Origin of the sequence: Streptomyces megasporus (assembly GCF_000718985.1) — a bacterium.
In the GTDB taxonomy this organism is placed as follows: domain Bacteria; phylum Actinomycetota; class Actinomycetes; order Streptomycetales; family Streptomycetaceae; genus Streptomyces; species Streptomyces megasporus.
Window position 1 is genome coordinate 76,424 of record NZ_JODL01000004.1, and the last position, 23,450, is coordinate 99,873.

Here is a 23,450-nt window from a genome sequence, read left to right on the forward strand (position 1 = left end):
CCGACAACGCCCAGCGACAACACGGCCGAAGAGACGGCGAGGATGGCGAGCATGGCGAGCATGAATGAGAGCGGCCTGCGCCTGGTGTGGGTCTACCCGGACCTGCTGAGCACCTACGGCGACCAGGGCAACGTACTGGTGGTGGAGCGGCGCGCACGGCAGCGCGGCCTGGCGGTGCACCGGATCGACGTCCGGTCCGACCAGCCGATCCCCACCTCCGGGGACATCTACCTGATCGGCGGCGGCGAGGACCGTCCGCAGCGGCTGGCCGCCGAGCGGCTGCGCCGCGACGGCGGACTGACCCGGGCCGTGGACAACGGCGCGATCGTCTTCTCGGTGTGCGCCGGTTACCAGATCCTGGGACACGAGTTCGTCAACGACCTCGGGCAGCGCGAGCCGGGCCTCGGGCTGCTGGACGTGACCAGCACCCGCGGCGAGGGCGAGCGGTGCGTCGGCGACGTCCTGGCCGACATGGACGAGCGGCTGGGACTGCCGCAGCTCACCGGTTTCGAGAACCACCAGGGCGTCACGCACCTGGGCCCGACGGCGCGTCCGCTGGCCCGGGTGCGGCTGGGCCGGGGCAACGGCACCGGCGACGGGACCGAGGGCGCCTGGAACGACACCGTCTTCGGCACCTACATGCACGGACCGGTGCTGGCCAGGAACCCGCAGATCGCGGACCTGCTGCTCAAGCTGGCCCTGGATGTGAACGCCCTCCCGCCGGTGGACGACCGCTGGTACGAGGCGCTGCGCGCCGAGCGGATCGCGGCGGCCACACAGCCCGCCTGACCGTGCCACCCCGCCCGGATGTCCGGGCGGGGCCGGCTCTACTCTGGTTCGAGCGGATCAGCATGAATCGGGAGAGCCACGGATGGACCACGACGGAATGGACCACGGCGGACACGGCATGGCGGATCTTCCGCCCTTCACCCTCGCGCGTGGTCTGGAGTTCTCCGGTGAGCCGTTCTTCCTGATCGGCTGCCTGCTCGCGCTGGGACTCTACGGCTGGGGCGTCGTGCGGCTGCGGCGGCGCGGCGACGCCTGGCCGGTGAGCCGCACGGTCTCCTTCGTGCTGGGCGTGCTGACGGTCGCCCTGGTGATGTGCACCGCGCTCAACAACTACGGCATGGTGCTGTTCAGCGTGCACATGGTGCAGCACATGGTGATCAGCATGCTGTCGCCGATCCTGGTCCTGCTGGGCGCCCCGGTGACGCTGACGCTGCGGGCGCTCCCGTCCGCCGGACGCGGACGCAAGGGCCCCCGCGAATGGCTGGTGGCCCTGCTGCACAGCCGGTACATGCGGGTGATCACGCACCCCCTGTTCACTATCCCCATGTTCATCGCGAGCCTGTACGCGCTGTACTTCACGCCCCTGTTCGACTTCCTGATGAGCTCCAGGCCCGGGCACATCGCGATGATGGTGCACTTCCTGGCGGTGGGGCTGATCTTCTTCTGGCCGATCATGGGGGTCGACCCGGGCCCGCACCGCCCCGGCTACGTGATGCGGATCCTGGAGCTGTTCGCCGGCATGCCCTTCCACGCCTTCTTCGGCATCGCGATGATGATGGCGAGCACGCCGCTGGTGGACACCTACGCGAACCCGCCGGCCTCGCTCGGGGTCACCGCGCTCGACGACCAGGAGATGGCGGGCGGCATCGCCTGGGCCTTCAGCGAGATTCCGTCGGTGATCGTGCTGATTGCCCTGCTCATTCAGTGGTACTTCTCCGAACAGCGGCAGGCTCGACGGAGCGACCGGGCCGCCGACCGCGACGGCGACCGTGAGCTGACGGCCTACAACGCCTACCTGGCGTCGTTGCAGGCCCGCGGGCAATGACGCGGCGGACCGGGGCCGGGGCGCGCGGCGCCCGGGCCGCGGTGGAGGCGGCGCCGATCCGCCTGCCGACCGATGTCGGGAGGAGTGTGGGCGCGATGCCCGAGAGGACGCGGACCGTGTCGGAGCGGGCCAAGGCCATGCTGGTGATCACCGTGGCCGCCCTGGTGCTGGCCACCGCCTACTCCGCCGCGCTGGGCGGCAACGGGTGGCTGTGGTTCGCCTGGGTGGTCCTGGGGCTGGCCACTCTGGGGCTGGTGGCGGCACGGGAGAAGTGAGCCGGAACGAGGGCGGGGCACGGACGTGCCCCGCCCTCGTCATGGGTCGGTCCCCGGGCCCGGTCCGGGCTCAGAAGTCGAACACGGCCCCGGTCCGCCTGGCGAGGTCACAGGCGTTGGGGTACCTCCCCTCCCAGGTGATCCGGCCGTCCCGCCAGGTTCCCGAGGCCGTGGCGATCACCGGCGCGTGTTCCATGGTGCAGTGCCCCGTGCCGTCGGAGAGCGTTCGGAACTCGCCCTGGGTCCGGTCGAGGGCAGCACAGGCCTCGTCCGCCCTGGGGTGGGGACCGCCCTGGTCCGGGCAGACCAGCCGCACGCCTCGCGTCCAGGTGCCGTCCGCGTCGGAGACGGTCAGGAAGAGCTCGCCGTGGGGCCGCGGCGGCTCGGTGGCTCCGACGCGGGCGGCGGACGTCGGGACGAGGGCGAGGAGTGCGGCGACGGCCGCGGCGGCGGTGGCACGGGGGCGCGGGAACATGACGGGTCTCCTCGGGGTGCACACGATTCGGGGGCACGATCGCCCGCTCCAGGTCACCGCACCGGCCCGTCACGGGCAAGCGGCCGCACCGGTGCCGTCCCCCCACCGGGTGACGAAGCTCCCTCCGGTGGGGCCGGGAGCGCCTACCGGGTCAGGGCGGCGCGCTCCCGCGCGGCCCGTACGGCGGCGGTGAGGCCGGCCAGGTCGAAGGCTCCCTGGTAGCGCCGTCCGTTGACGAAGAAGGTCGGGGTTCCGGACACGCCGCCGAGGTCGGCGGACTCCTCGTCCGCGGTGACGCGGGCCGCGCCGGCGCGCTCGGCGAGGTCGCGGTGGAACCGTTCGGCGTCCAGGCCGAGTTCCTCGGCGTATCCGCTCAGATCGGAGGGGCGCAGCGCGTCCTGGTGGGCGAACAGCAGGTCGTGCATCTCCCAGAAGCGGCCCTGCGCCGCGGCGGCCTCGGCCGCGACGGCGGCGAGCCGGGCGTGGACGTGGACGTCGTCGAGGGGGAAGTGTCGCCAGACGTAGCGGACGTCCCCGTCGCTCGCGAGGAGATCGCGGACGGCGGGCTCGGCCCGCCCGCAGTACGGGCACTCGAAGTCGCCGTACTCGACGACCGTCACGGGGGCCTCGCGGGGTCCGCGCACGTGGTCGCGGTCCGGGTCGACGGGTACGGCGAGGTCCACGACGCCCTCGGCCCGGCCGTACAGAGCCCGCAGGCGCATGCGCCGCGGCAGGGCTCCGAGGCCGTGGACGACCAGCCAGGTGAGGACGGACGAGCAGACCACCGCGCCGAGGACGCCGACCTTCGCCTCCTCCAGCCGGGCGCCGTCGAAGGCGATGGCGGCGATCAGCAGGGACACGGTGAAGCCCACTCCGGAGATGGTGCCGCCCACCGCCACCGAGCCCCAGCCGACCGAGGGCAGCAGCCGTCCTCGGCTCAGCCGGGCGCCCAGGGCCGAGGCGCCGAGGATGCCGAGCGGTTTGCCCAGCGTGTAGCCGAGCAGGACGCCCAGCGTGACGGGCGAGCCGAGCGCCCGCGCCAGTTGCTCGCCACCGACGGTGATGCCGGCGTTGGCGAGGGCGAACAGCGGCACGACGAGGTAGCTGCTCCAGGGGTGCCACATCCGCTGCAGCCGGTCGTTCGGGGAGATCGCCGTGGCGAGGCCGTACCGCACGGTCCGCTCCAGTTCCGGTGTCGGCTGCTCGCGGAAGAGGCGGAACAGCCGGCCGGCGCGTTCCAGGTCGCCGCGCGCCGCCGGGTAGGCGTAGGTCAGCAGTCCCATCGCGAGTCCCGCGACGACCGGCTCCACCCCGGACTCCAGCAGCGCGAGCCAGAGCGCCACCGCGAGCAGCGCGTACACCCCGCCCCGGCGCACGCCCCGGGCCCGTACCAGCAGCACCACGCCGAAGGCGCCGAGGGCCGTCAGGAGCGCCGGCACGGTGACGTGGCCGCTGTAGGCGAGGGCGATGACGCCGAGCGCCGCGAAGTCGTCGACGACGGACACGGTGAGGACGAAGACCCGCAGCCCGGCGGGCATGCGCCTGCCCACCAGGGAGAGCAGGCCGAGCGCGAACGCGGTGTCGGTGGACATGGCGACGCCCCAGCCGTACGTCGTGCCGTGGCCCGCGTTGACGGCCAGGTAGGCCGCCACGGGCACGACCATCCCTCCGATGCCGGCCAGCAGCGGCAGGGTGAGCCGTCCGCGCTCGCGCAGCTCGCCCATGTCGAACTCGCGACGCGTCTCGAGGCCGACGACGAGGAAGAACACGGCCATCAGGCCGCTGTTCACCCACTCCCGCAGCTCCAGCGACACGCCGTAGGGTCCGGCCCGCACCGACAGGTGCGTCCGCCAGAACTCCTCGTACGCCGAGGGGGCGAGATTGGCCCAGCCCAGTGCGGCGAGCACCGACGCCACCAGGACGACGGCGCTGCCGGTCTCCGTGCGCAGGAAGTCCCGGAGCGCGGACGTGGTGCCGTCGCCGCGCACGGTCCGGCCTGGGGAGTTCCGTTCCCCCGCGGGCGGGTTCACCCTCTCGATTCTCCCGCCGATCGGCGTTCTCCGCGCGCCGGGCGTGTCAGCGGAAAGCCGTCGTCCCGCGCTCAGCTCCGCTCACGGCCGCCGTGGTGTCGTTCCCGGCGATTTCGGCGATCTCGGCGATCTCGGCGATCAGGGCCTCGATCCGCCGGCGGATCTCGTCGCGGATCGGGCGGACGGCCTCGACGCCCTTGCCCGCGGGGTCGTCCAGTTGCCAGTCGAGGTACGTCTTGCCGGGGAAGACCGGGCAGGCGTCCCCGCAGCCCATGGTGACGACGTAGTCGGACGCCTGGACGTCCTCGGTGGTGAGCACCGTGGGCCTGGCGTCGGCGATGTCGACGCCGACCTCGGCCATGGCCTCGACGGCGGCGGGGTTGACCCGGTCGGCGGGCAGCGAGCCGGCGGAGCGCACCTCGATCCGGTCGCCGGCGAGGTGGTTCAGGAATCCGGCGGCCATCTGGGAGCGGCCGGCGTTGTGGACGCAGACGAACAGCACGGACGGCTTGTCGGACATCGGTGGACCTCTCGTCTCCGCGGTGGGCCGGCCGGCATCGGCTCGGCCGATGTGACAGTATCAGCGCATGCTGATGTCAGTCGACACTGACCTGATTAGGGTTCTCTCCGATCCGCTCAGGATGAGGATCGTGACCCTGCTCGCCACCGAGACGCTGTGCACCACCCATCTGGTGGACGAGACCGGGGCGAAGCAGACCAACCTCTCCAACCACCTGCGGGTGCTGCGGGAGGCCGGGGTCGTGGAGACCGAGCCGTGCGGCCGGTACACCTACTACCGGCTGCGCCCGGACGTCATCGAGCACCTGGGCCGCTCCCTCCTGGAGTTGGCCCGCACCGCCCGCACCACCCGCGCCGCCGAGACCAAGAGGGCCTGCCCGTGACCACCGCCGAAGAGACCACGCCGGAGAAGGCGCACAGAGCGGCGGATGCCGACGCCGCCGGGATCGTCGCCAGGCTCTCCACCCTCGACCGGTTTCTGGCGGTGTGGATTCTGCTGGCCATGGCCGCCGGCCTGGGCCTGGGCCGGCTGATCCCCGGTCTGAACGACGTCCTGAGCAGGATCGAGGTCGGCGGGATCTCCCTGCCGATCGCGCTGGGCCTGCTGGTCATGATGTACCCGGTGTTGGCGAAGGTCCGCTACGACCGCCTCGACGCGGTCACCGGCGACCGGAGGTTGATGGTCTCCTCGCTGGTGGTCAACTGGCTGATCGGGCCGGCGGTGATGTTCGCCCTGGCCTGGATCTTCCTGCCCGACCTGCCCGAGTACCGCACCGGGTTGATCATCGTCGGGCTGGCCCGCTGCATCGCCATGGTGATCATCTGGAACGACCTGGCCTGCGGCGACCGCGAGGCCGCCGCCGTCCTCGTCGCCCTCAACAGCCTCTTCCAGGTCCTCGCGTTCGGCCTGCTCGGCTGGTTCTACCTCGACCTGCTCCCCGGCTGGCTGGGCCTGGGCGACGGCGAACGGCTGGACATCTCCATGGGAGAGATCGCCCTCAACGTGGTGATCTTCCTCGGCATCCCGCTGCTCGCCGGTTTCCTCACCCGCCGCCTCGGCGAGCGGCGCATGGGCCGCGCGGCGTACGAGGAGCGCTTCCTGCCGCGCATCGGCCCCTGGGCACTGTACGGGCTGCTGTTCACCATCGTGATCCTCTTCGCCCTCCAGGGGAGGACGATCACCTCCCAGCCGCTGGACGTGGCCCGGATCGCGCTGCCGCTGCTGATCTACTTCACGGTGATGTTCTTCGGCACCTTCGCCCTGGGCAAGGCCATCGGCCTGGCCTACGACCGCACCACCACCCTGGCGTTCACCGCCGCGGGCAACAACTTCGAGCTGGCCATCGCGGTCGCGATCGCCACCTTCGGCGTCACTTCCGGCCAGGCGCTGGCCGGTGTCGTCGGCCCGCTCATCGAGGTCCCCATCCTCATCGCCCTGGTGTACGTCGCCCTGGCCTGGCGCAAGAGGTTCACGGCCGCGCGGCCGACGCCCGCCGCGCCGGACAGGCGGAGCTGACGCCTCACTTCCGGGCGGCGGCGGTGGTCAGCAGCCGCCCCATGGCGGCGAGCACCGACGGCTCGACGCGGTAGTACACCCAGGTGCCGCGCCGCTCGGAGGTGAGCAGTCCGGCCTCCTTGAGCTTCTTCAGGTGGTGGCTGACGGTGGGCTGGGAGACGCCCACGTCGGAGATGTCGCACACGCACGCCTCGCCGCCCTTGTGGGAGGCGACCAGCGAGAACAGCCGCAGGCGCACCGGGTCGCCGAGCGCCTTGAACATCCGTGCGGCCGTCTCGGCCTCCTCGGCCGTCAACGGACGCTCGTCCAGCGGCGGGCAGCAGGGGACCACGCTCTCGGGACCGGGCGCGGACGCCGCCGACACCGTCTCTGACTTCGACATGAATCAATATTGACACCCGTCGAAGCCAGTGACAAGGTGGGCTACATCGACGGCCATCGAAGCAATGGCTTCCGTGACCATCCATGTCCGTGTGCGCCTCCGCTCACCGCGCCCCACGAGCACCCGTCTCGTCGTGGACGCTCACAGCCGCCGACGCCACCGCCGAGCCCACGGCGGCACGGCAGGGGAGCCCCGCGAGAACCGGCACACGAGAACACGAGAAGAGGAACGACCATGAGCGAACAGCCACTCCCGGTGGTCGTGATCGGAGCCGGTCCCGTCGGTCTGGCCGCCGCCGCGCACCTGATCGAACGGGGGCTTGAGCCCTTGGTCCTGGAAGCCGGACCATCGGCCGCCACGGCCGTCCGCGCCTGGGGACACGTACGGCTGTTCTCCCCCTGGGGCGAGGTGATCGACCCGGCCGCCGAGAAGCTCCTGGCCCCCACCGGCTGGACCCGGCCCGACCCGACCGCCTGTCCCTCCGGCGCCGACTGGGCCGAGCACTACCTGAAGCCGCTGGCCGACGCCCTCGGCGGTCGCGTCCGCTACGGCGCCACCGTCACCGGCGTCGCCCGGGCGGGACGCGACCGCGTCGTCGACGCCGACCGCGAGACCCGGCCGTTCGTCGTGCACGTCATCCACGCCGACGGACGCGAGGAGCGGATCCTGGCCCGCGCGGTGCTCGACGCCTCCGGCACCTGGGCCACCCCGAATCCGGCCGGCGGCAACGGTCTGCCCGCCCTCGGCGAGCGCGCGGCGGCCGACCGCATCACCTACCGCGTCCCCGACCTGACCGACCCGGCCGTCCGCGCCCGGTACGCGGGCCGGCGCACCGCCGTGCTCGGCTCCGGCGCCTCCGCCTTCACCGCCCTGGCGGCCCTCGCCGACCTGGCCCGCTCCGACGACGGCACCGGCACGCACGCGCTGTGGATCCTGCGGCGCGGCATCACCGACGCCACGTTCGGGGGCGGAGAGGCCGACCAACTCCCCGCCCGTGGGGCCCTCGGGCTCGCCGCCAAGGCCGCCGTGGAGGCCGGGCACGCGAGCGCAGTCACCGGGTTCCGCACCGCCGCCGTCGAACGCGACGCCGCCGGGCGCCTGGTGTTGGTCGCCGAGGACGGCCGCCGCACCGAGCCGGTGGACGAGGTCGTCGCGCTCACCGGCTTCCGGCCCGATCTGTCGTTCCTCTCCGAGATCCGCCTGAACCTGGACGAGCGCCTCCAGGCGCCGGTGGCGCTGGCGCCGCTGATCGACCCCAACGTCCACTCCTGTGGCACCGTCCACCCGCACGGCCACCGCGAGCTGTCCCACCCCGAGACCGGGATCCACCTGGTGGGCATGAAGTCCTACGGCCGCGCGCCGACCTTCCTGGCCATGACGGGGTACGAACAGGTCCGTTCCGTCGCCGCCGCCCTGGCCGGAGACCTGGAGGCCGCCGAGCGGGTCGAGTTGACCCTGCCCGAGACCGGGGTGTGCGGCGGCAGTGGGCTGTTCGACCGGCCCGAGGCGGCCGAGGACGACTGCGGCTGCTGCGCCGCCCCGACCGTCCTTTGGATCGACGCCCGGCCCGGAACCACCCCCTCCGACGACCGCTGAGCGTCCGTGCCCGTCCCCGCGCCGTCGTGGACGGGCACGGCCCGGCTCCGGAAAATCACCGCTCCGCCCGATACGGTTCCCCGCTCGCGGGAACCGTCGATGACAACAGTCGTCGACGGAGGAATCGGCGTGGTCCAGGATGCGGCAGGCGGCGAGGGGCGGCGGTGGGCGGCGGAACCGACGTTCTGGCGGGAGGTGTTCGACCAGTTGGGGGCCGGTCTGGCCGTGGTGGACTCCTCCGGCCTGATCGTCGCGGTCAACCCCGCCGCCGAGGAACTGTTGGACCGCACCGCGGCGGCGATGGTGGGAGAGGACTTCCACACCCTGCTGCACCGCCGCGCCGACGGCACGACGGCACCCCGCGAGCGGTGCCCACTGCTCGCGGCACTCGCCCGCGGTGCCCCGGCCCACGGTGAGGGAGACGGCTTCCTGCGCGGCGACGGACGCCTGGTCCCGGTCTCCTGGTCCGGCGCTCCCCTGCGCGGGGACGGCCGTGCGGTGGGCATGACCGTGCTGTTCACCCGCGCCGGCGTCGGCCGGGAGACCTCCGAGGACCGGGCGGCGCACGCGACCGCGCTGGAGGACCTCACCGGCAGGATGGCCCTGGTGGCGGAGGTCACCGCGCTTCTGGCCCAGACCCTCGACACCGACGAGGCCCTCGACCGGCTGGGCCGCTTCCTGGTGCCCCGGACGGCGGACTGGGCCGCCGTCGACCTGCGCGTCGAAGGCGAGGTGCGCAGGGTCGCGGTGATCGGCCCCAAAGGCCGGGACACCGAGCGGGAGGCGTGGCAGGGTACCCTTCCGGCGGCGGTCGAGCGTTCCCGTTCCCCCCTGGTACGGGTCCTGCATGGAGGCGAGCCCGTCCTGTTGGGTCCCGGTGAGATCGCCGCACCGCCCGACTCCCCGCTGGCCGCCGTCCAGGCGGGTTTTCTCCGGTCGCTGGGAGCGGCCTCCGTCGTCATCGTGCCCTTGGGGACCGCCCGGCGGGTCACGGGGGCCCTCACCCTGGTCCGTACCGGCGCCACCCCGCCGTTCGACGCCGCCGACCTGGCGTTGGCCGGCGACATCGGCCGCCGCGCCGGCATGGTCATCGACAACGCCCGCCTCTTCGGTCGTCAACGCGAGATCGCCGAGGCCATGCAGCGCAATCTGCTCGCTTCCCTGCCCCGGCCCGGCCCGCTGCGCCTGACCGCCCGCTACCAGCCCGCGCCCGTCGGTTCCCAGGTCGGCGGCGACTGGTACGACGCCTTCCTCCTGCGCGACGGCGCCACCGCGCTGGTCATCGGCGACGTCGTCGGCCACGACCTGACCGCAGCGGCGGGCATGGCCCAGCTCCACGGCATGCTGCGCGTCCTGGCCTGGGACCGCACCGGGCCGCCCAGCGCCGTCGTCGACCGCCTCGACGACGCCATCCCCGCCATCACCGACGTCCCCATGGCCACCCTCGTACTGGCCCGCGTCGAGGGGGCCGAGAACGGTCCCTGGCAGCTTCGGTGGACCAGCGCCGGCCACCCACCGCCCCTCCTGGTCACCCCCGACGGGCACGCCGAGCACCTCGAACAGGGGCAGGGCCTCCTCCTGGGCACCCGCCTGGGCGACGGCGGCCGTCCCGACGCCACCACTCCCCTGCCGCCCGGTGCCACCCTCCTGCTCTACACCGACGGCCTGGTCGAGGTCCCCGGCACCGATCTGGGCGCCGGCATGGAACGTCTCCGTCGCCACGCCGCCGCGCTCGCCCGCCACCCGCTGGACGAGTTCTGCGATCAGGTCCTGGCCCGCATGTCCTCCGACAGCACCGACGACATCGCCCTCCTCGCCCTGCGCATCCCCCACTGAGCCTCCACTGAGCCCCCGCGGGGGCGACTCTCGGGGCGTCCGGTCGCGGACCCGCGACACGGCAGGGGCGGAGTAGCCTGGAAGGACCGGGAGTACTTCGCGCACCCGCCACCTTGCGGGTGTCGTTCCCGGCGAGTGACGACACCGGGCGTTCGGAGAGAAACCGAGCCCGGAGGCGGGTCCGCGCCATGACCACCACCGACCCCGTGCCGACCGTCGGACGTGTCCCCGCACCACCGGCCCGCGTGGCCCTGACGGCGATCCGTGTGCTTCCGGGGCGTCCCTGCGTGGACGGCGCCTGGTGGCCCCGCTCCCGTGATCTCTCCCGTGAACTCCCCGCCCTGACGGACGCGCTGGACGACGGCTGGGGACGTGTCACCCGCGTCACCGTCGATCCGACCCGCTGGCCCGTCGTCCCGCGCATGGTGCGCGTCACCGGGCGCACGGTGCGTGTCGGGTGGTTCCTGGACGAGCGCCACCCGTACGAGCTGATCCTGCTCTCCCACGCCGCCGGCCGCTGTGAACTGCTGGTGATCCCACCGGAGACGACGGGCTCGACGGCCGGTTGGCCGGCGCCCGTCGCGGGGGCCTTGGACCGGGAGCCGAGGACGGCCGGTGGGACTCTCCCGCCGCGTCCGACCGAGATCGAACACCGAACGCAGAGGCCGCAGCAGACGTAGCGGTCGCAGAGGCTGTGAGGACCATGGAAATCGTCATCACCGTGGCAGTGATCATCGGGATGATCATGCTCGGCGCCCTCGTGATCCACCGGCTCAACGTCCAGCACGGTGAACGGATCACGGCCTTCCGCTACAGCGACGCCGCGCCCACGCCCGGTGGGCGCGGCAGGAAGTCGAAGCGGTGGCGCCCCACCGGCGGGCATCGCGAATGACGCGGACTCGTCCCGGCCTTCCGTAAAAGGCGCGGCGCTCGGTCGCGCCCCGTACGGGCCGGTGATCAGCCGGTCGGGAACTCCCGGGACACCGAGGGCGCGCCGGCGGGTCGCCGACCATCCACCGCGTCGACTCCGCGCGGGGACACACGTCCGCGTCCGCGAGTTCGACGCGGCGAAGTCCGCGCCGGGCGAGGACACGGGCCGCCCACCGGTCGATTCGTAGGCGGCGTTGTCGAGGACGGCGTTGTCGAGAATGACGTGCGGCAGGTTGGCGGGCACGGAAAGGCGCCGAGGACGAGCGAGGGCTCGTCGCGGTGCTCGGTCGGACAGCCCGGTGGCGCGGTCCGTGTGGCCCACGGCGTGGCTCGGGACGCTCGGGCGGGACCGCAGGGCGCCGCCGGGTTCCCGTACGCGCCGAGGGCGTCGGCGCGCGACCGGTCCCCGACGAGGGTGTCATGGGGCCCTCCTCCTCAGGGCCACAGCAGTTCGTGCCGCCAGGCGCCGCCGGCGTCCCTGCGGTACCGCACACGGTGGTGGACACGGTCCACGCTCGCCTCCCAGAACTCCACCTCGGTGGGGGTGATCGCGTAGAGCGTCCAGCTCGGCGGGCACGGCACCTGGTCCGGGTAGCGCGCGTCGAGGCGCTCGAACTCGTCGAACGCGGTTCGACGGTCGGGCAGTGGGCCCGGTCGGTGCAGGTGGGCGGAGAGCCGGGAGCCGCGTCCCCGTTCGGCGAAGTCCCGTTCGGAGGCGTCCCGGTCCTGGCCGGAAGCCACCCCCACGATCCGCACCTGCCGACCGGTGACGGGCCAGTGGAAGTGGGCGGCGACATGCGGATTCGACGCGATGTCAATTCCCTTCCGACTGTCGGAAGGGGTGGCGAAAAAAAGACGGTCGGCGTCGATGTCCTTCACCAGCAGGACCCGGCTCGACGGAATTCCCTCGGCATTGACCGTGCACAGGCTCATCGCGTGCGGTTCCGGTTGTCCGGCCTCGTGCGCCGCGAGGATCCACTCGGCCACCGTCGGCACGGGATTCTCGGGCGGCTCGGAGTCCTTGGAATCCTCCCGCTCCACGTGCGCGAAGACGGGAATCCTTCTGAGCCTGTCGCGCATTGTTTCGGTCATGCTTCGAGCTCCTGCCCTTTCGTGCGGGTTTTCTTGAAGGTGCCCGGACGGCACGTGCTTTTCCGGGAAGGCCGATTCCAAGGGTGCGCCGGTCCGGGGAATTCTCCGCGCGACGCCGGTTCAGGCGGCCGGCGCGGTGCGCACGGCGACGGCGCCGGTGGAGTCGGCGTCACCGGTGACGGTGCCGATGGGCAGCCGGCCGGTGGGGCCATGCGATCTCCTCACGTCCTGGACGACCTGCGCCGAACCGGCCCGGAAGGCGGCGCGGCACCGGCACCGACGCCGGGCGGGAACGGTCGGGCCGCCCGGGAGAGTCGCTCATTCGATCCGGGCTTGGCACCGAAGAGCACGACATGTGTCCACGGAATTCCGATCCGGGTCGAATTGGCCGGGAACTCCACACCACCGCCGGTCACCGAACAACGGAAGTACGTTTTATCGACAGACGGGAACATACCGGTTCAGTACGCCGAACGGACAACGCTTTCATCCTTCTCGACGGGTCGTGAGGATGTCAAGAAGAACGTTGAACTCGGCCGCCCCCGTCATTCACGCCGGTATCCTCTTGCATCCCCCCCCTCTCCCGCCCCACAAGGGTCTGCTCACGATACCTCGCCGCCTCGCGGTGCGCGGTTTTTCCGCGTCCGGACATGTTCACCAATGCCGGCAACAGCGGCCGATCCGCGTTTCACACCTCGCCGAGAGCCACCACGTCACCGGTGGCGAACGAGCTTCTCGCTGCCGCCACCCACGCGGCCGCGACCCACGCGACCGGGCACCGGGCCGGCCGACCGAGGTCGGGGCAGGACCGGCATCGCGGCCTTCTTCCTGCTCACGGCGGCCACCACCGCGGCGCTCGACCTCCCGGTCGGACGGCGCCCGCCGGCAGTGCCCGTGAAAGACCGGTGTCCGTCCGCGGGCGCGTGCGCTCCGACGCCTGTACCGGTGATGAGCGGGTAAGCGTCAAGCCGGGAACGGAACGACCTGACGGCTCGTCACAGACGTCGGTATCGGGGCGACACGGGCCCGGCCGGAGGTGGTCGCACGTGGCGGAACCCGCGCATCCGCCGCCCCTCCACGGCCTGCCCTGTCGCCTGCGAGAATGCGGGTCGAAGGCCCACCTGGTAGGGAGCCAGCCCATGTTCTACAACGTGCTCAAGTACGTCCTGTTGGGGCCGCTGCTGCGGCTGCTGTTCAGGCCCCGGATCGAGGGGCTGGAGCACGTTCCGGAGGAGGGCGCGGCCATCGTCGCCGGGAATCACCTGTCGTTCTCCGACCACTTCCTGATGCCCGCGATCCTCAAGCGGCGCATCACCTTCCTCGCCAAGGCGGAGTACTTCACCGGTCCGGGGCTGAAGGGCCGGTTGACCGCGGCGTTCTTCCGCAGCGTGGGGCAGATCCCGGTGGACCGTTCGGGTCGCGGCGCCGGCCGGGCGGCGATCGACGAGGGCCTGAAGGTGCTGGGCCGGGGCGAGTTGCTCGGCATCTACCCCGAGGGCACCCGATCGCACGACGGACGGCTGTACCGGGGCCGGACCGGGGTCGCCGTCATGGCGCTCCGGGCGGGGGTGCCGGTGGTCCCGTGCGCCATGGTCGGCACGTTCGAGATCCAGCCGCCGGGCCGGCGGCTGCCGAAGATCGGCCGGGTGACCATCCGCTTCGGCGCCCCTCTGGACTTCTCGCGCTTCGCGGGGATGGACGGTGACCGCACGGTGCTCCGCGCGGTCACCGACGAGATCATGTACGCGATCATGAACCTGTCCGGCCAGGAGTACGTGGACCTGTACGCCCCCGACGCCAAGGCCGCGCAGGCCGCGGCCCGCAGGAGCGGCGACGGCTCCGAAGCGGCGCCCGGGAACGCCGCGCCCTGAGCCCCCGTTCGCACGGTCCCGGCCCGCTTCCCGATCCACGCCCCCGTCCGCGGTCCGCCGGCGGTCGCCGCGCCATGGGCGACCGGACGACGGCGGCGCGCCGCCCGGCCGCGCCGTCCCGTCCCCTCACACGCCTCGTTACACGCCTCGATGGCCGGGACGCCGGTCTCCGGCGGGCGGACCGGGGTGGTGGGCGGCGATGCCGAAGCGTCCCCGTTCGCCCGGAGCGGACGGCACCTCCCGCACGGCCGAGACGGTGCTGATCACCTCGTCCTGCGCCGGCGTCTCCTGCTTCTCCAGTCGTTCCAGGTCAGCGGCGGTGACCAGGGCCACCAACGGCTTCCCGTGACGGGTCACCACCACCCGCTCCCCGCCGTACACCACTCGGTTGATCAGGTCGGCGAGCTCCGCGCGGGCTTGCGTGACCGGAATTTCGTAGGCCATGCTCCCAGCATAAACATACGTACATCCTGTACATTTCGTACGTAAGCCCGTCCGGCCTGCCCACCGGACCGACGAGGGGACCCGCCATGGACAGCCCGATCGCCCGCCACGTCCTGCCCGAGCTCACCGAGCGCACCGCCTACGGGGCCCGGACTCTGGACCCGTACTCCAAGTTGTTGGAGGAACGCATCGTCTTCCTGGGCACACAGATCGACGACGCCTCCGCCAACGACGTCATGGCCCAGTTCATGCACCTGGAGCACGCCGCCCCGGAGCGGGACATCTCGCTCTACATCAACTCCCCCGGCGGCTCCTTCACCGCGATGACCGCGATCTACGACACGATGCGGTTCGTCTCCTGCGACGTCGAGACCGTCTGCCTGGGCCAGGCCGCCTCCGCCGCGGCCGTGCTGCTCGCGGCGGGCACCCCCGGCAAGCGCCTGGTCCTGCCCGGCTCGCGCGTGCTGATCCACCAGCCCTCCCTCGCCGAACCGGCCCAGGGGCGGATCCACGACCTGGAGATCCACGCCCGGGAGGCGCTGCGCACCCGCGAGAAACTGGAGGAGATGCTCGCCCTGCACACGGGCCGGTCCGTGGAGCGCGTCCGGCAGGACATCGAACGGAACCTGTTCCTCGACGCCCAGGGCGCGGTGGCCTACGGACTCGCGGACCGGCTGACGGTGGGGCGCAAGGGTTCCCGCACCGCGCGCGCGGCCGGGTGAGCGACCGGCGAGAGGAGTCGTGGGCCGTGCTGCCTCCCGAACTGCCGCCCCTGCCCGCCCTGACCCGGGCCGAGGGCGAACTGATCGACCGCTACCTGGAGGTGGTCGACCTGCTGGCCCGGATCAATCCGGCCCGGGGGCGCGACACCTACGGGGCCCTGCGGGCCGCCCAGGCGCTGGTCGGCCGGGCGACCGCGCTGCGGGACGCGCTGGCCGTGATGCACGAGCGCGGTGAAGCCGAGATCCACGCGGCCACTCTGACGCGGGCCCTGCGCGTCCTGGACGGCCCACGCCGCACGTCCCTGGTCGCGCCGCCGCCCGAGCCGGAGGGCCGGCCCGGCGGCGCGTGAGCGGAACCCACCGGCCCGGCGGCGCGTGAGCCGGCGGCGCGAGGGCACCCCGCACCCCATGAGTGACGACCGCCCGCGCGGCGACCGCCGTGAGACGCCCCTGGAGCGCGACGACCGCAACTTCGTCGAGCTGCTGCAGGAGCTGCGGGTCATCCAGACCGGCGTCCAGATCCTCTTCGCCTTCCTGCTCACGCTCGCCTTCACCCAGCGCTTCCACGAGCTGGACGCGGTGCAGCGCGGCACCTACGTCACGACGCTGCTGCTGGCCGTCGTCGCGTCCGTCCTCTTCACGGCCCCGGCCGCGCTGCACCGGGCGCTGTTCCGGCGGGGGGTGAAGCGGCTGCTGGTCGAGGTGTCCTCACGGCTGGCCGCCGCCGGGCTGGTGGTGCTCTCCCTCACCCTGACCGGGGCGGTGCTGCTGGTGGCCGACGTGGTGCTGGGGCGGGCGGCGGGCATCACGGTGGGGGCGTGCGTGCTCGCCTTCTGCGCGGTGATGTGGGCCCTGCTCCCCCTGGGAATCCGGCGGTTCAGAACAGGGGGTCGCACAGCAGGGCGACCCCCAGGCCCGTCAGCAGGAGGCCGGTAAGCCCGTCGAGCACACGGACGACACGGGGGCGGCGCAGCAGACCGCCGAGCCGGTCCACCAGCAGGGCCACGGCGGGGAACCACAGCAGCGCCAGGAGCACCACCAGTCCCGCCAACAGGGCGGTGCGCGGCAGTACGGGCTGTCCGTCGGGGACGAACTGCGGGAGGAGGGCGAGGAAGAGCACCGGCGCCTTGGGGTTGAGCACGTTGGTGAGGAAACCCTCGCGCAGCCCGCGCGCGGTCGCCCGCGGCTCGGATCCCGCCCGCCCGGCCGGGGCGCGCAGCGCGCCGGCCAGCGCGCGGACGCCCAGGTACAGCAGGTAGGCGCCGCCGGCCAGCCGCAGGGCCTGTAACAGGGCGGGCACGGCCACCAGGATCGCGGCCACCCCGGCGACCGCGAGCGCGGTGTGCACCAACAGACCGCCCGCGACTCCGAGGGCGGCGGCGAGTCCGGCCCGGCGGGAGTCCAGCGCGTTGCGTACCACGACGGTGAAGTCGGCGCCGGGCAGGGCGACCATGCCCGCCGCGACCCCGGTGAAGGCGACCAGGTGTGTGTCCATGCTCCTCATCCTGGCCGGGGCCGGCCTGCGACGGGTATGGAGAATGTTCCGGGCCTGCGTTAAGAACTCCTTATGTACGATCCGACACGGCTGGCCGCCCTGGTCGCGGTCGCCGAGGCCGGCTCGATCACTCGGGCCGCCGCCCGGCTTGGCTACACCGCGTCCGCGCTCTCCCAGCAGCTCGCCAAACTCGAGCGGGAGGCGGGCGCCGCGCTGCTGGTGCGCCACCGTCACGGCACCCGGCTGACGGCCGCCGGCGAGCTCCTCGCCGCACGGGCGCGGCGGGTGCTCGACGAACTGGATCGGGCACGGTACGAACTGGCCGCCCTGACCGGCCTGTCGGGCGGCCGGTTGCGCGTGGGCACCTTCATGACGGCGGGGACGCACGTCCTGCCGCCGGTGCTGAGCGCCTTCCGGCGGGCGCATCCCGACGTCGAGTTGAGCGTCGTGGAGTTCGAGCCGCCCTCCGGGGTGGAGGCGGTGGCCCGGGGCGAGGTGGATCTGGCCCTCACCCACACCTACCGGCCGGGTCCGGTGGCGGCGCCGCCGGCGGGAGTACGGCTGGAGACGCTGCTGACCGAGGAGTTGGTGCTGGTCACGGCACCGGGGCACGCGCTGTCGGCGGGGGCGGGGCGGTTGCCGCTCACCGAGTTGGCCGGCCTGCCCCTGATCAGCAGCGCGCCCGTGAACTCCCACCGGCGCGAGGTGGAGGCGGAGTTGGCCCGGGCGGGCGCGAGCGTGGCGGTGCGCTGCGAGACACCGGGGTACGTGCTGGTGTGCGCGCTGGTCAGCGCGGCGCTGGGGGTGGCCGTCGTGCCGGAGATGACGGCCTCGGTGGCGGTGACCCCGTTGGGGACGCGGCGGCTGGGACCGCCGGAGTTGGGGCGCACGATCTCGGTGGCCTACCGCGGCGGGGAGCGTTCCCCGGCGGCGGACACGCTGCGGGCGCTGCTGCGTGGTGGCTTCGCCCGCAAAGGAGCGGGCTGATCCGGGGACACGCGGGCCGGCACGGTCGGGTCCGACACGGTGTGGGCGCGTGGGCGCGTCCGGATCAGGACGGCGGGGGCCGCAGGGGCAGCGTGATCAGGACGGTCTTCCCACCCTCGGCGGTGGGTTCGACGGTGAGGCCGCCGCCCAGTTCGGCGGTGAGGCCGCGGATGATGACCATTCCGCGGCCGTTGTCCTGCCGGACGGCGGCGGGCAGCCGCCGGGGCTGGTTCGGATCGCTGTCGGTCACCCCGACCCGGAGCGTCTCGTCGCGCTCCAGCCGGACGTCGACGGTGAAGACGGGCGACCGGCCGGAGGTGTGCAGGACGGCGTTGGCGGCCAATTCGGAGACGATCAGTCGGATGGCGTCCGCCAGCTCGTTCCGGCCGGCTCCGCCCGCGATGCCCCACTCGGCGAGGACGTCCGTGACGTATCTGCGCGCGATGGTGACCGATGCCGGGGCGCTGAGGAGGGTGACGGACGCTTCTTGATGGTCTGCCATGGCGAGCTTCGTCCCTTTCCCATCGGGGCGGGACTCCGGCGCGGTGCCGGGCGTGTGGAGGCGGGACCGCCCACGGATGGCTGCTGCGCGTCAGAGTGCCATCACATGGACTCCGATACGGCCGTTACCCCGACTTGTGCCGTTTTCTGTAACCCGAAGCGGTGAACTCCGCGTGGGGCGCGTGGTGTTGACCCACCCGCCCCGATCAGCCCACCCGCCCCGATCGGCCCGTCGGCCCCGATCGGCCCGTCGGCGCCGTGCGGACGACGGTGTCGACCGCCGTGTCGAGCTCGGCGTCCGTCAGGTCGGCACGCGCCGTCAACCTCAGCCGGGAGACGCCGTCGGGTACCGAGGGCGGCCGGAAGCAGCCCACGGCCAGTCCGGCGTCCCGGCAGTCGGCGGCCCAGCCCAGGGCCGCTTCCGGGGAGGGGGCGCGGACGGACACCACGGCGGCGTCCGGACGTCCGGCGTCGAGTCCGGCGGCCGTCAGGCGCGCGTACAGGCCCTCGGCCACGTCGCGGACGCGGGCGGCACGGGCGGGTTCGCGCCGCAGCAGCCGCAGCGCCGCCAGGGCGCCGCCGACGGCGGCCGGGGCCAGCCCGGTGTCGAAGACGAAGGTGCGGGCGGTGTTGACCAGGTGGTCGATCACCCGGGCCGGCCCGAGCACGGCGCCGCCCTGGCTGCCCAGGGACTTGGAGAGGGTGACGGTGGCCACCACGTCCGGGGCGCCGGCCAGGCCCGCGGCGTGGAGGGCGCCCCGGCCCCCCTCGCCGAGGACGCCCAGGCCGTGCGCCTCGTCCACCAGCAGCGCCGCGCCGCGCTCGCGGCAGACGGCGGCCAGGTCGGGCAGCGGCGCGGCGTCGCCGTCGACGGAGAAGACGGCGTCGGTGACGACCAGGGCGTGGCCCCGGAAGCCGTCGAGCGCGGCGCGGACGGCCTCGGGGGCGGCGTGCGGGACGACGGCGGTCTCGGCGCGGGACAGCCGGCAGCCGTCGATCAGGGAGGCGTGGTTGGCGGCGTCGGAGACCACCAGGGTGCCGCGGTCGGTGAGGGCGGTGAGGGCTGCGAGGTTGGCGGTGTAGCCGGAGGAGAACACCAGGGCTGCCTCAAAGCCGCAGAAGTCGGCGAGTTCCGCCTCCAGTTCGGCGTGCAGTTCGGTGCTGCCGGTGACCAGGCGGGAGCCGGTGGCGCCCGCGCCCCAGCGCCGGGCGGCGTCCGCCGCGGCGGCGGTGACGTCCGGATGCCGGGTCAGCCCCAGGTAGTCGTTGCCGGCGAGGTCGAGCAGGGGGGAGTCGGCGGGACGGGGGCGCAGGGAGCGCACCAGGCCCGCGCGGCGACGCCGTTCGCGCTCCTCGTCGAGCCGGTCGAACGGGTCCCGGGGGGCCGGTGAGGGGTGCTGTGGGTCCTGGGGCATGCGGCCGTCCCTCGCCTTCCGTCGGGTCTGCCCAAAGGTAGCCGCGGACGCACCGGTACAGGGTGTGGCGATTCACACATCTTCCGGGCGGCCGGTTGTGGGACGCGACCTTGGCCGCGGACGGCGGGGTAGGACAGGATCGACGCCATGGACCTGCTGAACACGCTGGTGGACAAGGGGCTGCGCCGCGAGCCGCCCACACGTGACGAGGCGTTGGCCGTGCTGGCCACGTCCGACGACGACCTCCTGGACGTGGTGGCCGCGGCCGGGAAGGTGCGGCGCCACTGGTTCGGCCGGCGCGTGAAGCTGAACTACCTGGTGAACCTGAAGTCCGGACTCTGCCCGGAGGACTGCTCGTACTGCTCGCAGCGGCTGGGCTCGAAGGCGGACATCCTCAAGTACACCTGGCTGAAGCCCGAGGAGGCCGCCGCCGCGGCCGGCGCCGGCGTGGCCGGGGGCGCCAAGCGGGTGTGTCTGGTGGCCAGTGGGCGCGGGCCCACCGACCGGGACGTGGACCGGGTCTCGAAGACCATCGCCGCCATCAAGGAACAGAACGAGGACGTCGAGGTGTGCGCCTGCCTCGGACTGCTCTCCGACGGCCAGGCGGAGCGGTTGCGCGAGGCCGGCGCGGACGCCTACAACCACAACCTCAACACCTCCGAGGCGACGTACGGCGACATCACCACCACCCACACCTACGCCGATCGGGTGGAGACGGTGCGGCAGGCGCAGGCGGCCGGTCTCTCGGCCTGCTCGGGGCTGATCGCCGGCATGGGCGAGTCGGACGAGGACCTGGTGGACGTGGTCTTCGCGCTGCGCGAGCTGGACCCGGACTCGGTGCCGGTGAACTTCCTCATCCCCTTCGAGGGGACGCCGCTGGCGAAGGAGTGGAACCTCACCCCGCAGCGCTGCCTGCGCATCCTGGCGATGGCCCGCTTCGTCTGCCCCGACGTGGAGGTCCGGCTGGCCGGCGGGCGCGAGGTGCACCTGCGGTCGTTGCAGCCGCTGGCCCTGCACCTGGCCAACTCGATCTTCCTGGGCGACTACCTCACCAGTGAGGGCCAGGCGGGCAAGGCCGACCTGGAGATGATCGCCGACGCGGGCTTCGAGGTGGAGGGCGCGGACGAGCGCACCCTGCCCGAGCACCGGGCGGACCTCGCGGCCGGCGGCCACGGACCGTGCGGCGACGCGAACGGCGAAGGCGTCTGCGGGGGCTCCCCCGGAAGCGTTCCGCCGGCCGAGCGGGCCCGTACCGACCTGGTGGCCGTACGGCGGCGGGGCACGGGCACGGAGTTGCCGCCCAATGCCTGACGCACCGCTCCCCCTCTCCCCCGACCTCTCCCCCGGATCTTCCTCCGAGGTGTCCGAGGTGTCCGGGCTCCCCGGAACCGCCCCGGAGCTCTCCCCCGACGAACTGCTGGACCTCGACCGCCGGCACGTCTGGCACCCCTACGGTCCGATGCCGGGCCGCTCCGAGCCGCTGGCGGTCTCCTCCGCCTCCGGGGTCCGGCTGCGGCTCGCGCGGCCCGCCTGGGGGCGCGAGGAGCTGGTCGACGGCATGTCGTCGTGGTGGGCGGCGATCCACGGCTACAACCACCCGGTGCTCAACGACGCGGTCCGCGCCCAGGTGGAGCGGATGAGCCACGTGATGTTCGGCGGGCTCACCCACGAGCCGGCCGTACGGCTGGTCAAGCGGCTGGTGGACATCGCGCCGGAGGGGCTGGAGCACGTCTTCCTCGCCGACTCCGGTTCGGTGTCCGTCGAGGTCGCCGTGAAGATGTGCCTGCAGTACTGGCGCTCGCTCGGCAGGCCGGAAAAGCGGCGGCTGCTGACCTGGCGCGGCGGCTACCACGGGGACACCTGGCAGCCGATGTCGGTGTGCGACCCCGAGGGCGGCATGCACCACCTGTGGTCGGGCGTGCTGCCCGAGCAGGTCTTCGCGGACGCCCCGCCGGACGGCTTCAACGCCGAGCTCGACCCGGCGCCCGACCCGGCGTACGAGGCGCACCTGCGGGAGCTGATCGCCTCCCACGCCGGGGAGTTGGCCGCGGTGATCGTCGAGCCGGTGGTACAGGGCGCGGGCGGGATGCGCTTCCACTCCCCCGCCTGGCTGCGGGTGCTGCGCGAGGCGTGCGACGAGCACGACGTGCTGTTGGTGCTGGACGAGATCGCCACCGGCTTCGGGCGGACGGGCGCGCTGTTCGCGTCCTGCCACGCGGGGATCTCCCCCGACGTGATGTGCGTCGGCAAGGCACTGACCGGCGGCTATCTGACGATGGCCGCGACGCTGTGCACGTCGCGGGTGGCGGAGGGCATCTCGCGGGGCGAGGTGCCGGTGCTGGCCCACGGCCCGACCTTCATGGGCAATCCGCTGGCCGCCGCGGTCGCGAACGCCTCGCTCGATCTGCTGCTCGGGCAGGACTGGGCGGGCGAGGTGCGGCGGATCGAGGCGGGGTTGCGCGCCGGGCTCGCCGAGGCGTCCGCGCTGCCCGGGGTGCGGGACGTCCGGGTGCTGGGGGCGATCGGCGTGGTCCAGCTCGACCACGAGGTGGACGTGGCGGCGGCGACCGAGGCGGCGGTCCGCGCGGGCGTGTGGCTGCGGCCCTTCCGGGATCTGGTGTACACAATGCCGCCCTACGTCACCGGTGACGAGGACGTGGCGCGCATCGCGGCGGCGGTGTGCGCGGCGGCGCGCGCGGGCTGAACACACCCCCACACGCGAAGGCCGCACGCCGGGGGCCCGCACACCGGGGGGAAGGGGGCCGAGGGGCCGAAGGAGGCCCGAGGATTCGAGGAGAGGCACGAGGATGTCGGTGCTGTTCGTCACCGGGACGGACACGGAGGTCGGCAAGACCGTGACCACGGCGGCGCTGGCCGCCGCGGCCGTGGCGGCGGGCCGTTCGGTGGCCGTGCTCAAACCCGCGCAGACCGGGGTCGCCGAGGGCGAGCCCGGCGATGTGGCCGAGGTGCGGCGACTGGCCGGGGCGGAGGTGACCGCCGTGGAGCTCGCCCGCTATCCCGAGCCGCTGGCGCCCGAGACCGCCGCGCGGCGGGCCGGTCTCCCCCGGGTGTCCCCCGACGCGGTGGCGGAGACGGCCCGCACGTTGGCGAAGGAGCACGACCTGGTGCTGGTCGAGGGCGCGGGCGGGCTCCTGGTGCGCTTCGACGACCGGGGCTCGACGCTGGCCGACGCGGCCCGGCTGCTGGGCGCCCCGGTGCTGGTGGTCGCCGCCGCCGGACTGGGCACGCTGAACGCCACGGCGCTGACGGCGGAGGCGCTGCGCTCCCGTGACCTGGCGTGCGCCGGGGTGGTGGTCGGGAGCTGGCCGCGCGAGCCGGACCTCGCGGCCCGCTGCAACCTGGCCGACCTGCCGGTCGCGGCGGGCGCGCCCCTGGTCGGGCTGCTCCCGCAAGGGGCGGGCGCCCTGGCCCCCGAGGTCTTCCGACGGCGGGCCGGGGCGTGGCTGTCCCCGGCTCTCGGCGGCGCCTGGGAGGGCGCGGAGCCGTCCGCGGGGGCAGACTGGGGGTGA

The 23,450-nt window shown here is 73.3% G+C and carries 26 protein-coding genes; 17 read left to right on the forward strand and 9 right to left on the reverse strand.

Annotated elements, in window-relative coordinates:
* The first annotated feature begins 60 nt into the window (after positions 1 to 60).
* From IF47_RS0105115 to IF47_RS0105125, 3 genes are all read left to right on the forward strand, one after another.
* Positions 61 to 789 (forward strand): type 1 glutamine amidotransferase, encoded by a 729-nt coding sequence (locus IF47_RS0105115; protein ID WP_031506975.1) that lies wholly within the window; start codon positions 61 to 63, stop codon positions 787 to 789.
* A gap of 97 nt (positions 790 to 886) precedes the next feature.
* Positions 887 to 1,834 (forward strand): cytochrome c oxidase assembly protein, encoded by a 948-nt coding sequence (locus IF47_RS0105120; RefSeq protein WP_031506976.1) that lies wholly within the window; start codon positions 887 to 889, stop codon positions 1,832 to 1,834.
* 95 nt (positions 1,835 to 1,929) lie between these two features.
* Positions 1,930 to 2,109: a hypothetical protein gene (locus IF47_RS0105125; RefSeq protein WP_031506977.1), complete on the forward strand. Its 180-nt coding sequence runs from the start codon at positions 1,930 to 1,932 to the stop codon at positions 2,107 to 2,109.
* Positions 2,110 to 2,179: 70 nt separating this feature from the next.
* On the opposite strand, the gene IF47_RS0105130 is transcribed toward IF47_RS0105125, so the two are convergent.
* The 3 genes from IF47_RS0105130 to IF47_RS0105140 all read right to left on the reverse strand — a co-directional run bounded on the left by IF47_RS0105130 (position 2,180) and on the right by IF47_RS0105140 (position 5,134).
* A complete protein-coding gene (locus tag IF47_RS0105130; protein ID WP_031506978.1) occupies positions 2,180 to 2,584 on the reverse strand; it encodes an SSI family serine proteinase inhibitor in 405 nt (134 codons plus the stop codon).
* A 143-nt stretch (positions 2,585 to 2,727) separates the two neighbouring features.
* Positions 2,728 to 4,614 (reverse strand): Na+/H+ antiporter NhaA, encoded by a 1,887-nt coding sequence (gene nhaA, locus IF47_RS0105135; protein WP_031506979.1) that lies wholly within the window; start codon positions 4,612 to 4,614, stop codon positions 2,728 to 2,730.
* A gap of 46 nt (positions 4,615 to 4,660) precedes the next feature.
* On the reverse strand, positions 4,661 to 5,134 hold the full coding sequence (locus IF47_RS0105140) for an arsenate reductase ArsC (RefSeq protein WP_078591577.1): 474 nt from the start codon (positions 5,132 to 5,134) through the stop codon (positions 4,661 to 4,663).
* 67 nt (positions 5,135 to 5,201) lie between these two features.
* Here IF47_RS0105140 and IF47_RS0105145 point away from each other — a divergent pair, with 67 nt between their 5' ends.
* Together IF47_RS0105145 and arsB are read left to right on the forward strand one after the other, a co-directional pair.
* Positions 5,202 to 5,516, forward strand: coding sequence for an ArsR/SmtB family transcription factor (locus tag IF47_RS0105145; RefSeq protein ID WP_031506982.1), 315 nt, complete (start codon positions 5,202 to 5,204; stop codon positions 5,514 to 5,516).
* Positions 5,513 to 6,649, forward strand: coding sequence for an ACR3 family arsenite efflux transporter (gene arsB / locus IF47_RS0105150; protein WP_031506983.1), 1,137 nt, complete (start codon positions 5,513 to 5,515; stop codon positions 6,647 to 6,649). The genes IF47_RS0105145 and arsB overlap by 4 nt, the downstream gene beginning before the upstream one ends.
* A 4-nt stretch (positions 6,650 to 6,653) precedes the next feature.
* Here arsB and IF47_RS0105155 read toward each other — a convergent pair whose 3' ends face one another.
* Positions 6,654 to 7,031 (reverse strand): ArsR/SmtB family transcription factor, encoded by a 378-nt coding sequence (locus IF47_RS0105155; protein ID WP_031506984.1) that lies wholly within the window; start codon positions 7,029 to 7,031, stop codon positions 6,654 to 6,656.
* Between the two features lie 234 nt (positions 7,032 to 7,265).
* On the opposite strand from IF47_RS0105155, the gene IF47_RS0105160 reads away from it, so the two are divergent.
* From IF47_RS0105160 to IF47_RS27495, 4 genes are all read left to right on the forward strand, one after another.
* Positions 7,266 to 8,627 carry an FAD-dependent oxidoreductase gene (locus IF47_RS0105160; RefSeq protein ID WP_031506985.1) on the forward strand — a complete coding sequence of 454 codons (1,362 nt, stop codon included), beginning with the start codon at positions 7,266 to 7,268 and terminating at the stop codon, positions 8,625 to 8,627.
* Between the two features lie 99 nt (positions 8,628 to 8,726).
* A complete protein-coding gene (locus IF47_RS0105165; protein ID WP_031506986.1) occupies positions 8,727 to 10,463 on the forward strand; it encodes a SpoIIE family protein phosphatase in 1,737 nt (578 codons plus the stop codon).
* Between the two features lie 188 nt (positions 10,464 to 10,651).
* Complete coding sequence (locus IF47_RS0105170) at positions 10,652 to 11,143, forward strand: DUF5994 family protein (RefSeq protein ID WP_051717033.1); 492 nt, start codon at positions 10,652 to 10,654, stop codon at positions 11,141 to 11,143.
* 23 nt (positions 11,144 to 11,166) lie between these two features.
* Positions 11,167 to 11,355, forward strand: coding sequence for a hypothetical protein (locus tag IF47_RS27495; RefSeq protein ID WP_037731985.1), 189 nt, complete (start codon positions 11,167 to 11,169; stop codon positions 11,353 to 11,355).
* 473 nt (positions 11,356 to 11,828) lie between these two features.
* On the opposite strand, the gene IF47_RS0105180 is transcribed toward IF47_RS27495, so the two are convergent.
* The gene (locus IF47_RS0105180) at positions 11,829 to 12,485 is read right to left on the reverse strand and encodes a pyridoxine/pyridoxamine 5'-phosphate oxidase (RefSeq protein WP_031506988.1); all 657 of its coding nucleotides are present in this window, start codon (positions 12,483 to 12,485) and stop codon (positions 11,829 to 11,831) included.
* A 1,139-nt stretch (positions 12,486 to 13,624) separates the two neighbouring features.
* Between IF47_RS0105180 and IF47_RS0105190 the strand changes: the two genes are divergently transcribed.
* A complete protein-coding gene (locus IF47_RS0105190) occupies positions 13,625 to 14,356 on the forward strand; it encodes a lysophospholipid acyltransferase family protein (RefSeq protein ID WP_031506990.1) in 732 nt (243 codons plus the stop codon).
* A 138-nt stretch (positions 14,357 to 14,494) separates the two neighbouring features.
* On the opposite strand, the gene IF47_RS0105195 is transcribed toward IF47_RS0105190, so the two are convergent.
* Positions 14,495 to 14,800 (reverse strand): type II toxin-antitoxin system Phd/YefM family antitoxin, encoded by a 306-nt coding sequence (locus tag IF47_RS0105195; protein ID WP_031506991.1) that lies wholly within the window; start codon positions 14,798 to 14,800, stop codon positions 14,495 to 14,497.
* A gap of 86 nt (positions 14,801 to 14,886) precedes the next feature.
* On the opposite strand from IF47_RS0105195, the gene IF47_RS0105200 reads away from it, so the two are divergent.
* The 3 genes from IF47_RS0105200 to IF47_RS0105210 are packed head-to-tail and all read left to right on the forward strand — an operon-like array spanning position 14,887 to position 16,458.
* Positions 14,887 to 15,522, forward strand: coding sequence for an ATP-dependent Clp protease proteolytic subunit (locus tag IF47_RS0105200; protein ID WP_031506992.1), 636 nt, complete (start codon positions 14,887 to 14,889; stop codon positions 15,520 to 15,522).
* Positions 15,523 to 15,548: 26 nt separating this feature from the next.
* A complete protein-coding gene (locus IF47_RS0105205; protein ID WP_031506993.1) occupies positions 15,549 to 15,872 on the forward strand; it encodes a hypothetical protein in 324 nt (107 codons plus the stop codon).
* A 58-nt stretch (positions 15,873 to 15,930) separates the two neighbouring features.
* Positions 15,931 to 16,458: a DUF6328 family protein gene (locus IF47_RS0105210; protein WP_106982496.1), complete on the forward strand. Its 528-nt coding sequence runs from the start codon at positions 15,931 to 15,933 to the stop codon at positions 16,456 to 16,458.
* Here the strand turns inward: IF47_RS0105210 and IF47_RS0105215 are convergent.
* Positions 16,400 to 17,017 carry a LysE family translocator gene (locus IF47_RS0105215; RefSeq protein ID WP_031506995.1) on the reverse strand — a complete coding sequence of 206 codons (618 nt, stop codon included), beginning with the start codon at positions 17,015 to 17,017 and terminating at the stop codon, positions 16,400 to 16,402. The genes IF47_RS0105210 and IF47_RS0105215 overlap by 59 nt on opposite strands.
* 72 nt (positions 17,018 to 17,089) lie before the next feature.
* Here IF47_RS0105215 and IF47_RS0105220 point away from each other — a divergent pair, with 72 nt between their 5' ends.
* Positions 17,090 to 18,004 carry a LysR family transcriptional regulator gene (locus IF47_RS0105220; protein WP_031506996.1) on the forward strand — a complete coding sequence of 305 codons (915 nt, stop codon included), beginning with the start codon at positions 17,090 to 17,092 and terminating at the stop codon, positions 18,002 to 18,004.
* A 64-nt stretch (positions 18,005 to 18,068) separates the two neighbouring features.
* Here the strand turns inward: IF47_RS0105220 and IF47_RS0105225 are convergent, their stop codons facing one another.
* Both IF47_RS0105225 and IF47_RS0105230 read right to left on the reverse strand, forming a co-directional pair.
* On the reverse strand, positions 18,069 to 18,506 hold the full coding sequence (locus IF47_RS0105225) for an ATP-binding protein (RefSeq protein ID WP_031506997.1): 438 nt from the start codon (positions 18,504 to 18,506) through the stop codon (positions 18,069 to 18,071).
* A gap of 205 nt (positions 18,507 to 18,711) precedes the next feature.
* Positions 18,712 to 19,920 carry an 8-amino-7-oxononanoate synthase gene (locus tag IF47_RS0105230; RefSeq protein ID WP_031506999.1) on the reverse strand — a complete coding sequence of 403 codons (1,209 nt, stop codon included), beginning with the start codon at positions 19,918 to 19,920 and terminating at the stop codon, positions 18,712 to 18,714.
* Positions 19,921 to 20,067: 147 nt separating this feature from the next.
* Here IF47_RS0105230 and bioB point away from each other — a divergent pair, with 147 nt between their 5' ends.
* The 3 genes from bioB (at position 20,068) to bioD (ending at position 23,450) form a co-directional block, all read left to right on the forward strand.
* Positions 20,068 to 21,231 (forward strand): biotin synthase BioB, encoded by a 1,164-nt coding sequence (bioB, locus tag IF47_RS0105235; RefSeq protein WP_031507000.1) that lies wholly within the window; start codon positions 20,068 to 20,070, stop codon positions 21,229 to 21,231.
* Between the two features lie 148 nt (positions 21,232 to 21,379).
* Positions 21,380 to 22,624 (forward strand): adenosylmethionine--8-amino-7-oxononanoate transaminase, encoded by a 1,245-nt coding sequence (locus tag IF47_RS0105240; RefSeq protein WP_245641012.1) that lies wholly within the window; start codon positions 21,380 to 21,382, stop codon positions 22,622 to 22,624.
* Entirely contained in the window at positions 22,566 to 23,450 is an 885-nt protein-coding gene (bioD, locus tag IF47_RS0105245; protein WP_281179450.1) for a dethiobiotin synthase, read from the forward strand. Before IF47_RS0105240 ends, bioD begins: the two co-directional genes overlap by 59 nt.

Bases quoted from the DNA above. Each gene is read 5' to 3' on its own strand.
- IF47_RS0105115 (WP_031506975.1), top strand. From the start codon at position 61: ATGAATGAGAGCGGCCTGCGCCTGGTGTGGGTCTACCCGGACCTGCTG.
- IF47_RS0105120 (WP_031506976.1), top strand. From the start codon at position 887: ATGGACCACGGCGGACACGGCATGGCGGATCTTCCGCCCTTCACCCTC.
- IF47_RS0105125 (WP_031506977.1), top strand. From the start codon at position 1,930: ATGCCCGAGAGGACGCGGACCGTGTCGGAGCGGGCCAAGGCCATGCTG.
- IF47_RS0105130 (WP_031506978.1), bottom strand. From the start codon at position 2,584: ATGTTCCCGCGCCCCCGTGCCACCGCCGCCGCGGCCGTCGCCGCACTC.
- IF47_RS0105140 (WP_078591577.1), bottom strand. From the start codon at position 5,134: ATGTCCGACAAGCCGTCCGTGCTGTTCGTCTGCGTCCACAACGCCGGC.
- IF47_RS0105145 (WP_031506982.1), top strand. From the start codon at position 5,202: ATGCTGATGTCAGTCGACACTGACCTGATTAGGGTTCTCTCCGATCCG.
- IF47_RS0105155 (WP_031506984.1), bottom strand. From the start codon at position 7,031: ATGTCGAAGTCAGAGACGGTGTCGGCGGCGTCCGCGCCCGGTCCCGAG.
- IF47_RS0105160 (WP_031506985.1), top strand. From the start codon at position 7,266: ATGAGCGAACAGCCACTCCCGGTGGTCGTGATCGGAGCCGGTCCCGTC.
- IF47_RS0105165 (WP_031506986.1), top strand. From the start codon at position 8,727: ATGACAACAGTCGTCGACGGAGGAATCGGCGTGGTCCAGGATGCGGCA.
- IF47_RS0105170 (WP_051717033.1), top strand. From the start codon at position 10,652: ATGACCACCACCGACCCCGTGCCGACCGTCGGACGTGTCCCCGCACCA.
- IF47_RS27495 (WP_037731985.1), top strand. From the start codon at position 11,167: ATGGAAATCGTCATCACCGTGGCAGTGATCATCGGGATGATCATGCTC.
- IF47_RS0105180 (WP_031506988.1), bottom strand. From the start codon at position 12,485: ATGACCGAAACAATGCGCGACAGGCTCAGAAGGATTCCCGTCTTCGCG.
- IF47_RS0105190 (WP_031506990.1), top strand. From the start codon at position 13,625: ATGTTCTACAACGTGCTCAAGTACGTCCTGTTGGGGCCGCTGCTGCGG.
- IF47_RS0105195 (WP_031506991.1), bottom strand. From the start codon at position 14,800: ATGGCCTACGAAATTCCGGTCACGCAAGCCCGCGCGGAGCTCGCCGAC.
- IF47_RS0105200 (WP_031506992.1), top strand. From the start codon at position 14,887: ATGGACAGCCCGATCGCCCGCCACGTCCTGCCCGAGCTCACCGAGCGC.
- IF47_RS0105210 (WP_106982496.1), top strand. From the start codon at position 15,931: ATGAGTGACGACCGCCCGCGCGGCGACCGCCGTGAGACGCCCCTGGAG.
- IF47_RS0105215 (WP_031506995.1), bottom strand. From the start codon at position 17,017: ATGGACACACACCTGGTCGCCTTCACCGGGGTCGCGGCGGGCATGGTC.
- IF47_RS0105220 (WP_031506996.1), top strand. From the start codon at position 17,090: ATGTACGATCCGACACGGCTGGCCGCCCTGGTCGCGGTCGCCGAGGCC.
- IF47_RS0105225 (WP_031506997.1), bottom strand. From the start codon at position 18,506: ATGGCAGACCATCAAGAAGCGTCCGTCACCCTCCTCAGCGCCCCGGCA.
- IF47_RS0105230 (WP_031506999.1), bottom strand. From the start codon at position 19,920: ATGCCCCAGGACCCACAGCACCCCTCACCGGCCCCCCGGGACCCGTTC.
- bioB (WP_031507000.1), top strand. From the start codon at position 20,068: ATGGACCTGCTGAACACGCTGGTGGACAAGGGGCTGCGCCGCGAGCCG.
- IF47_RS0105240 (WP_245641012.1), top strand. From the start codon at position 21,380: ATGCCGGGCCGCTCCGAGCCGCTGGCGGTCTCCTCCGCCTCCGGGGTC.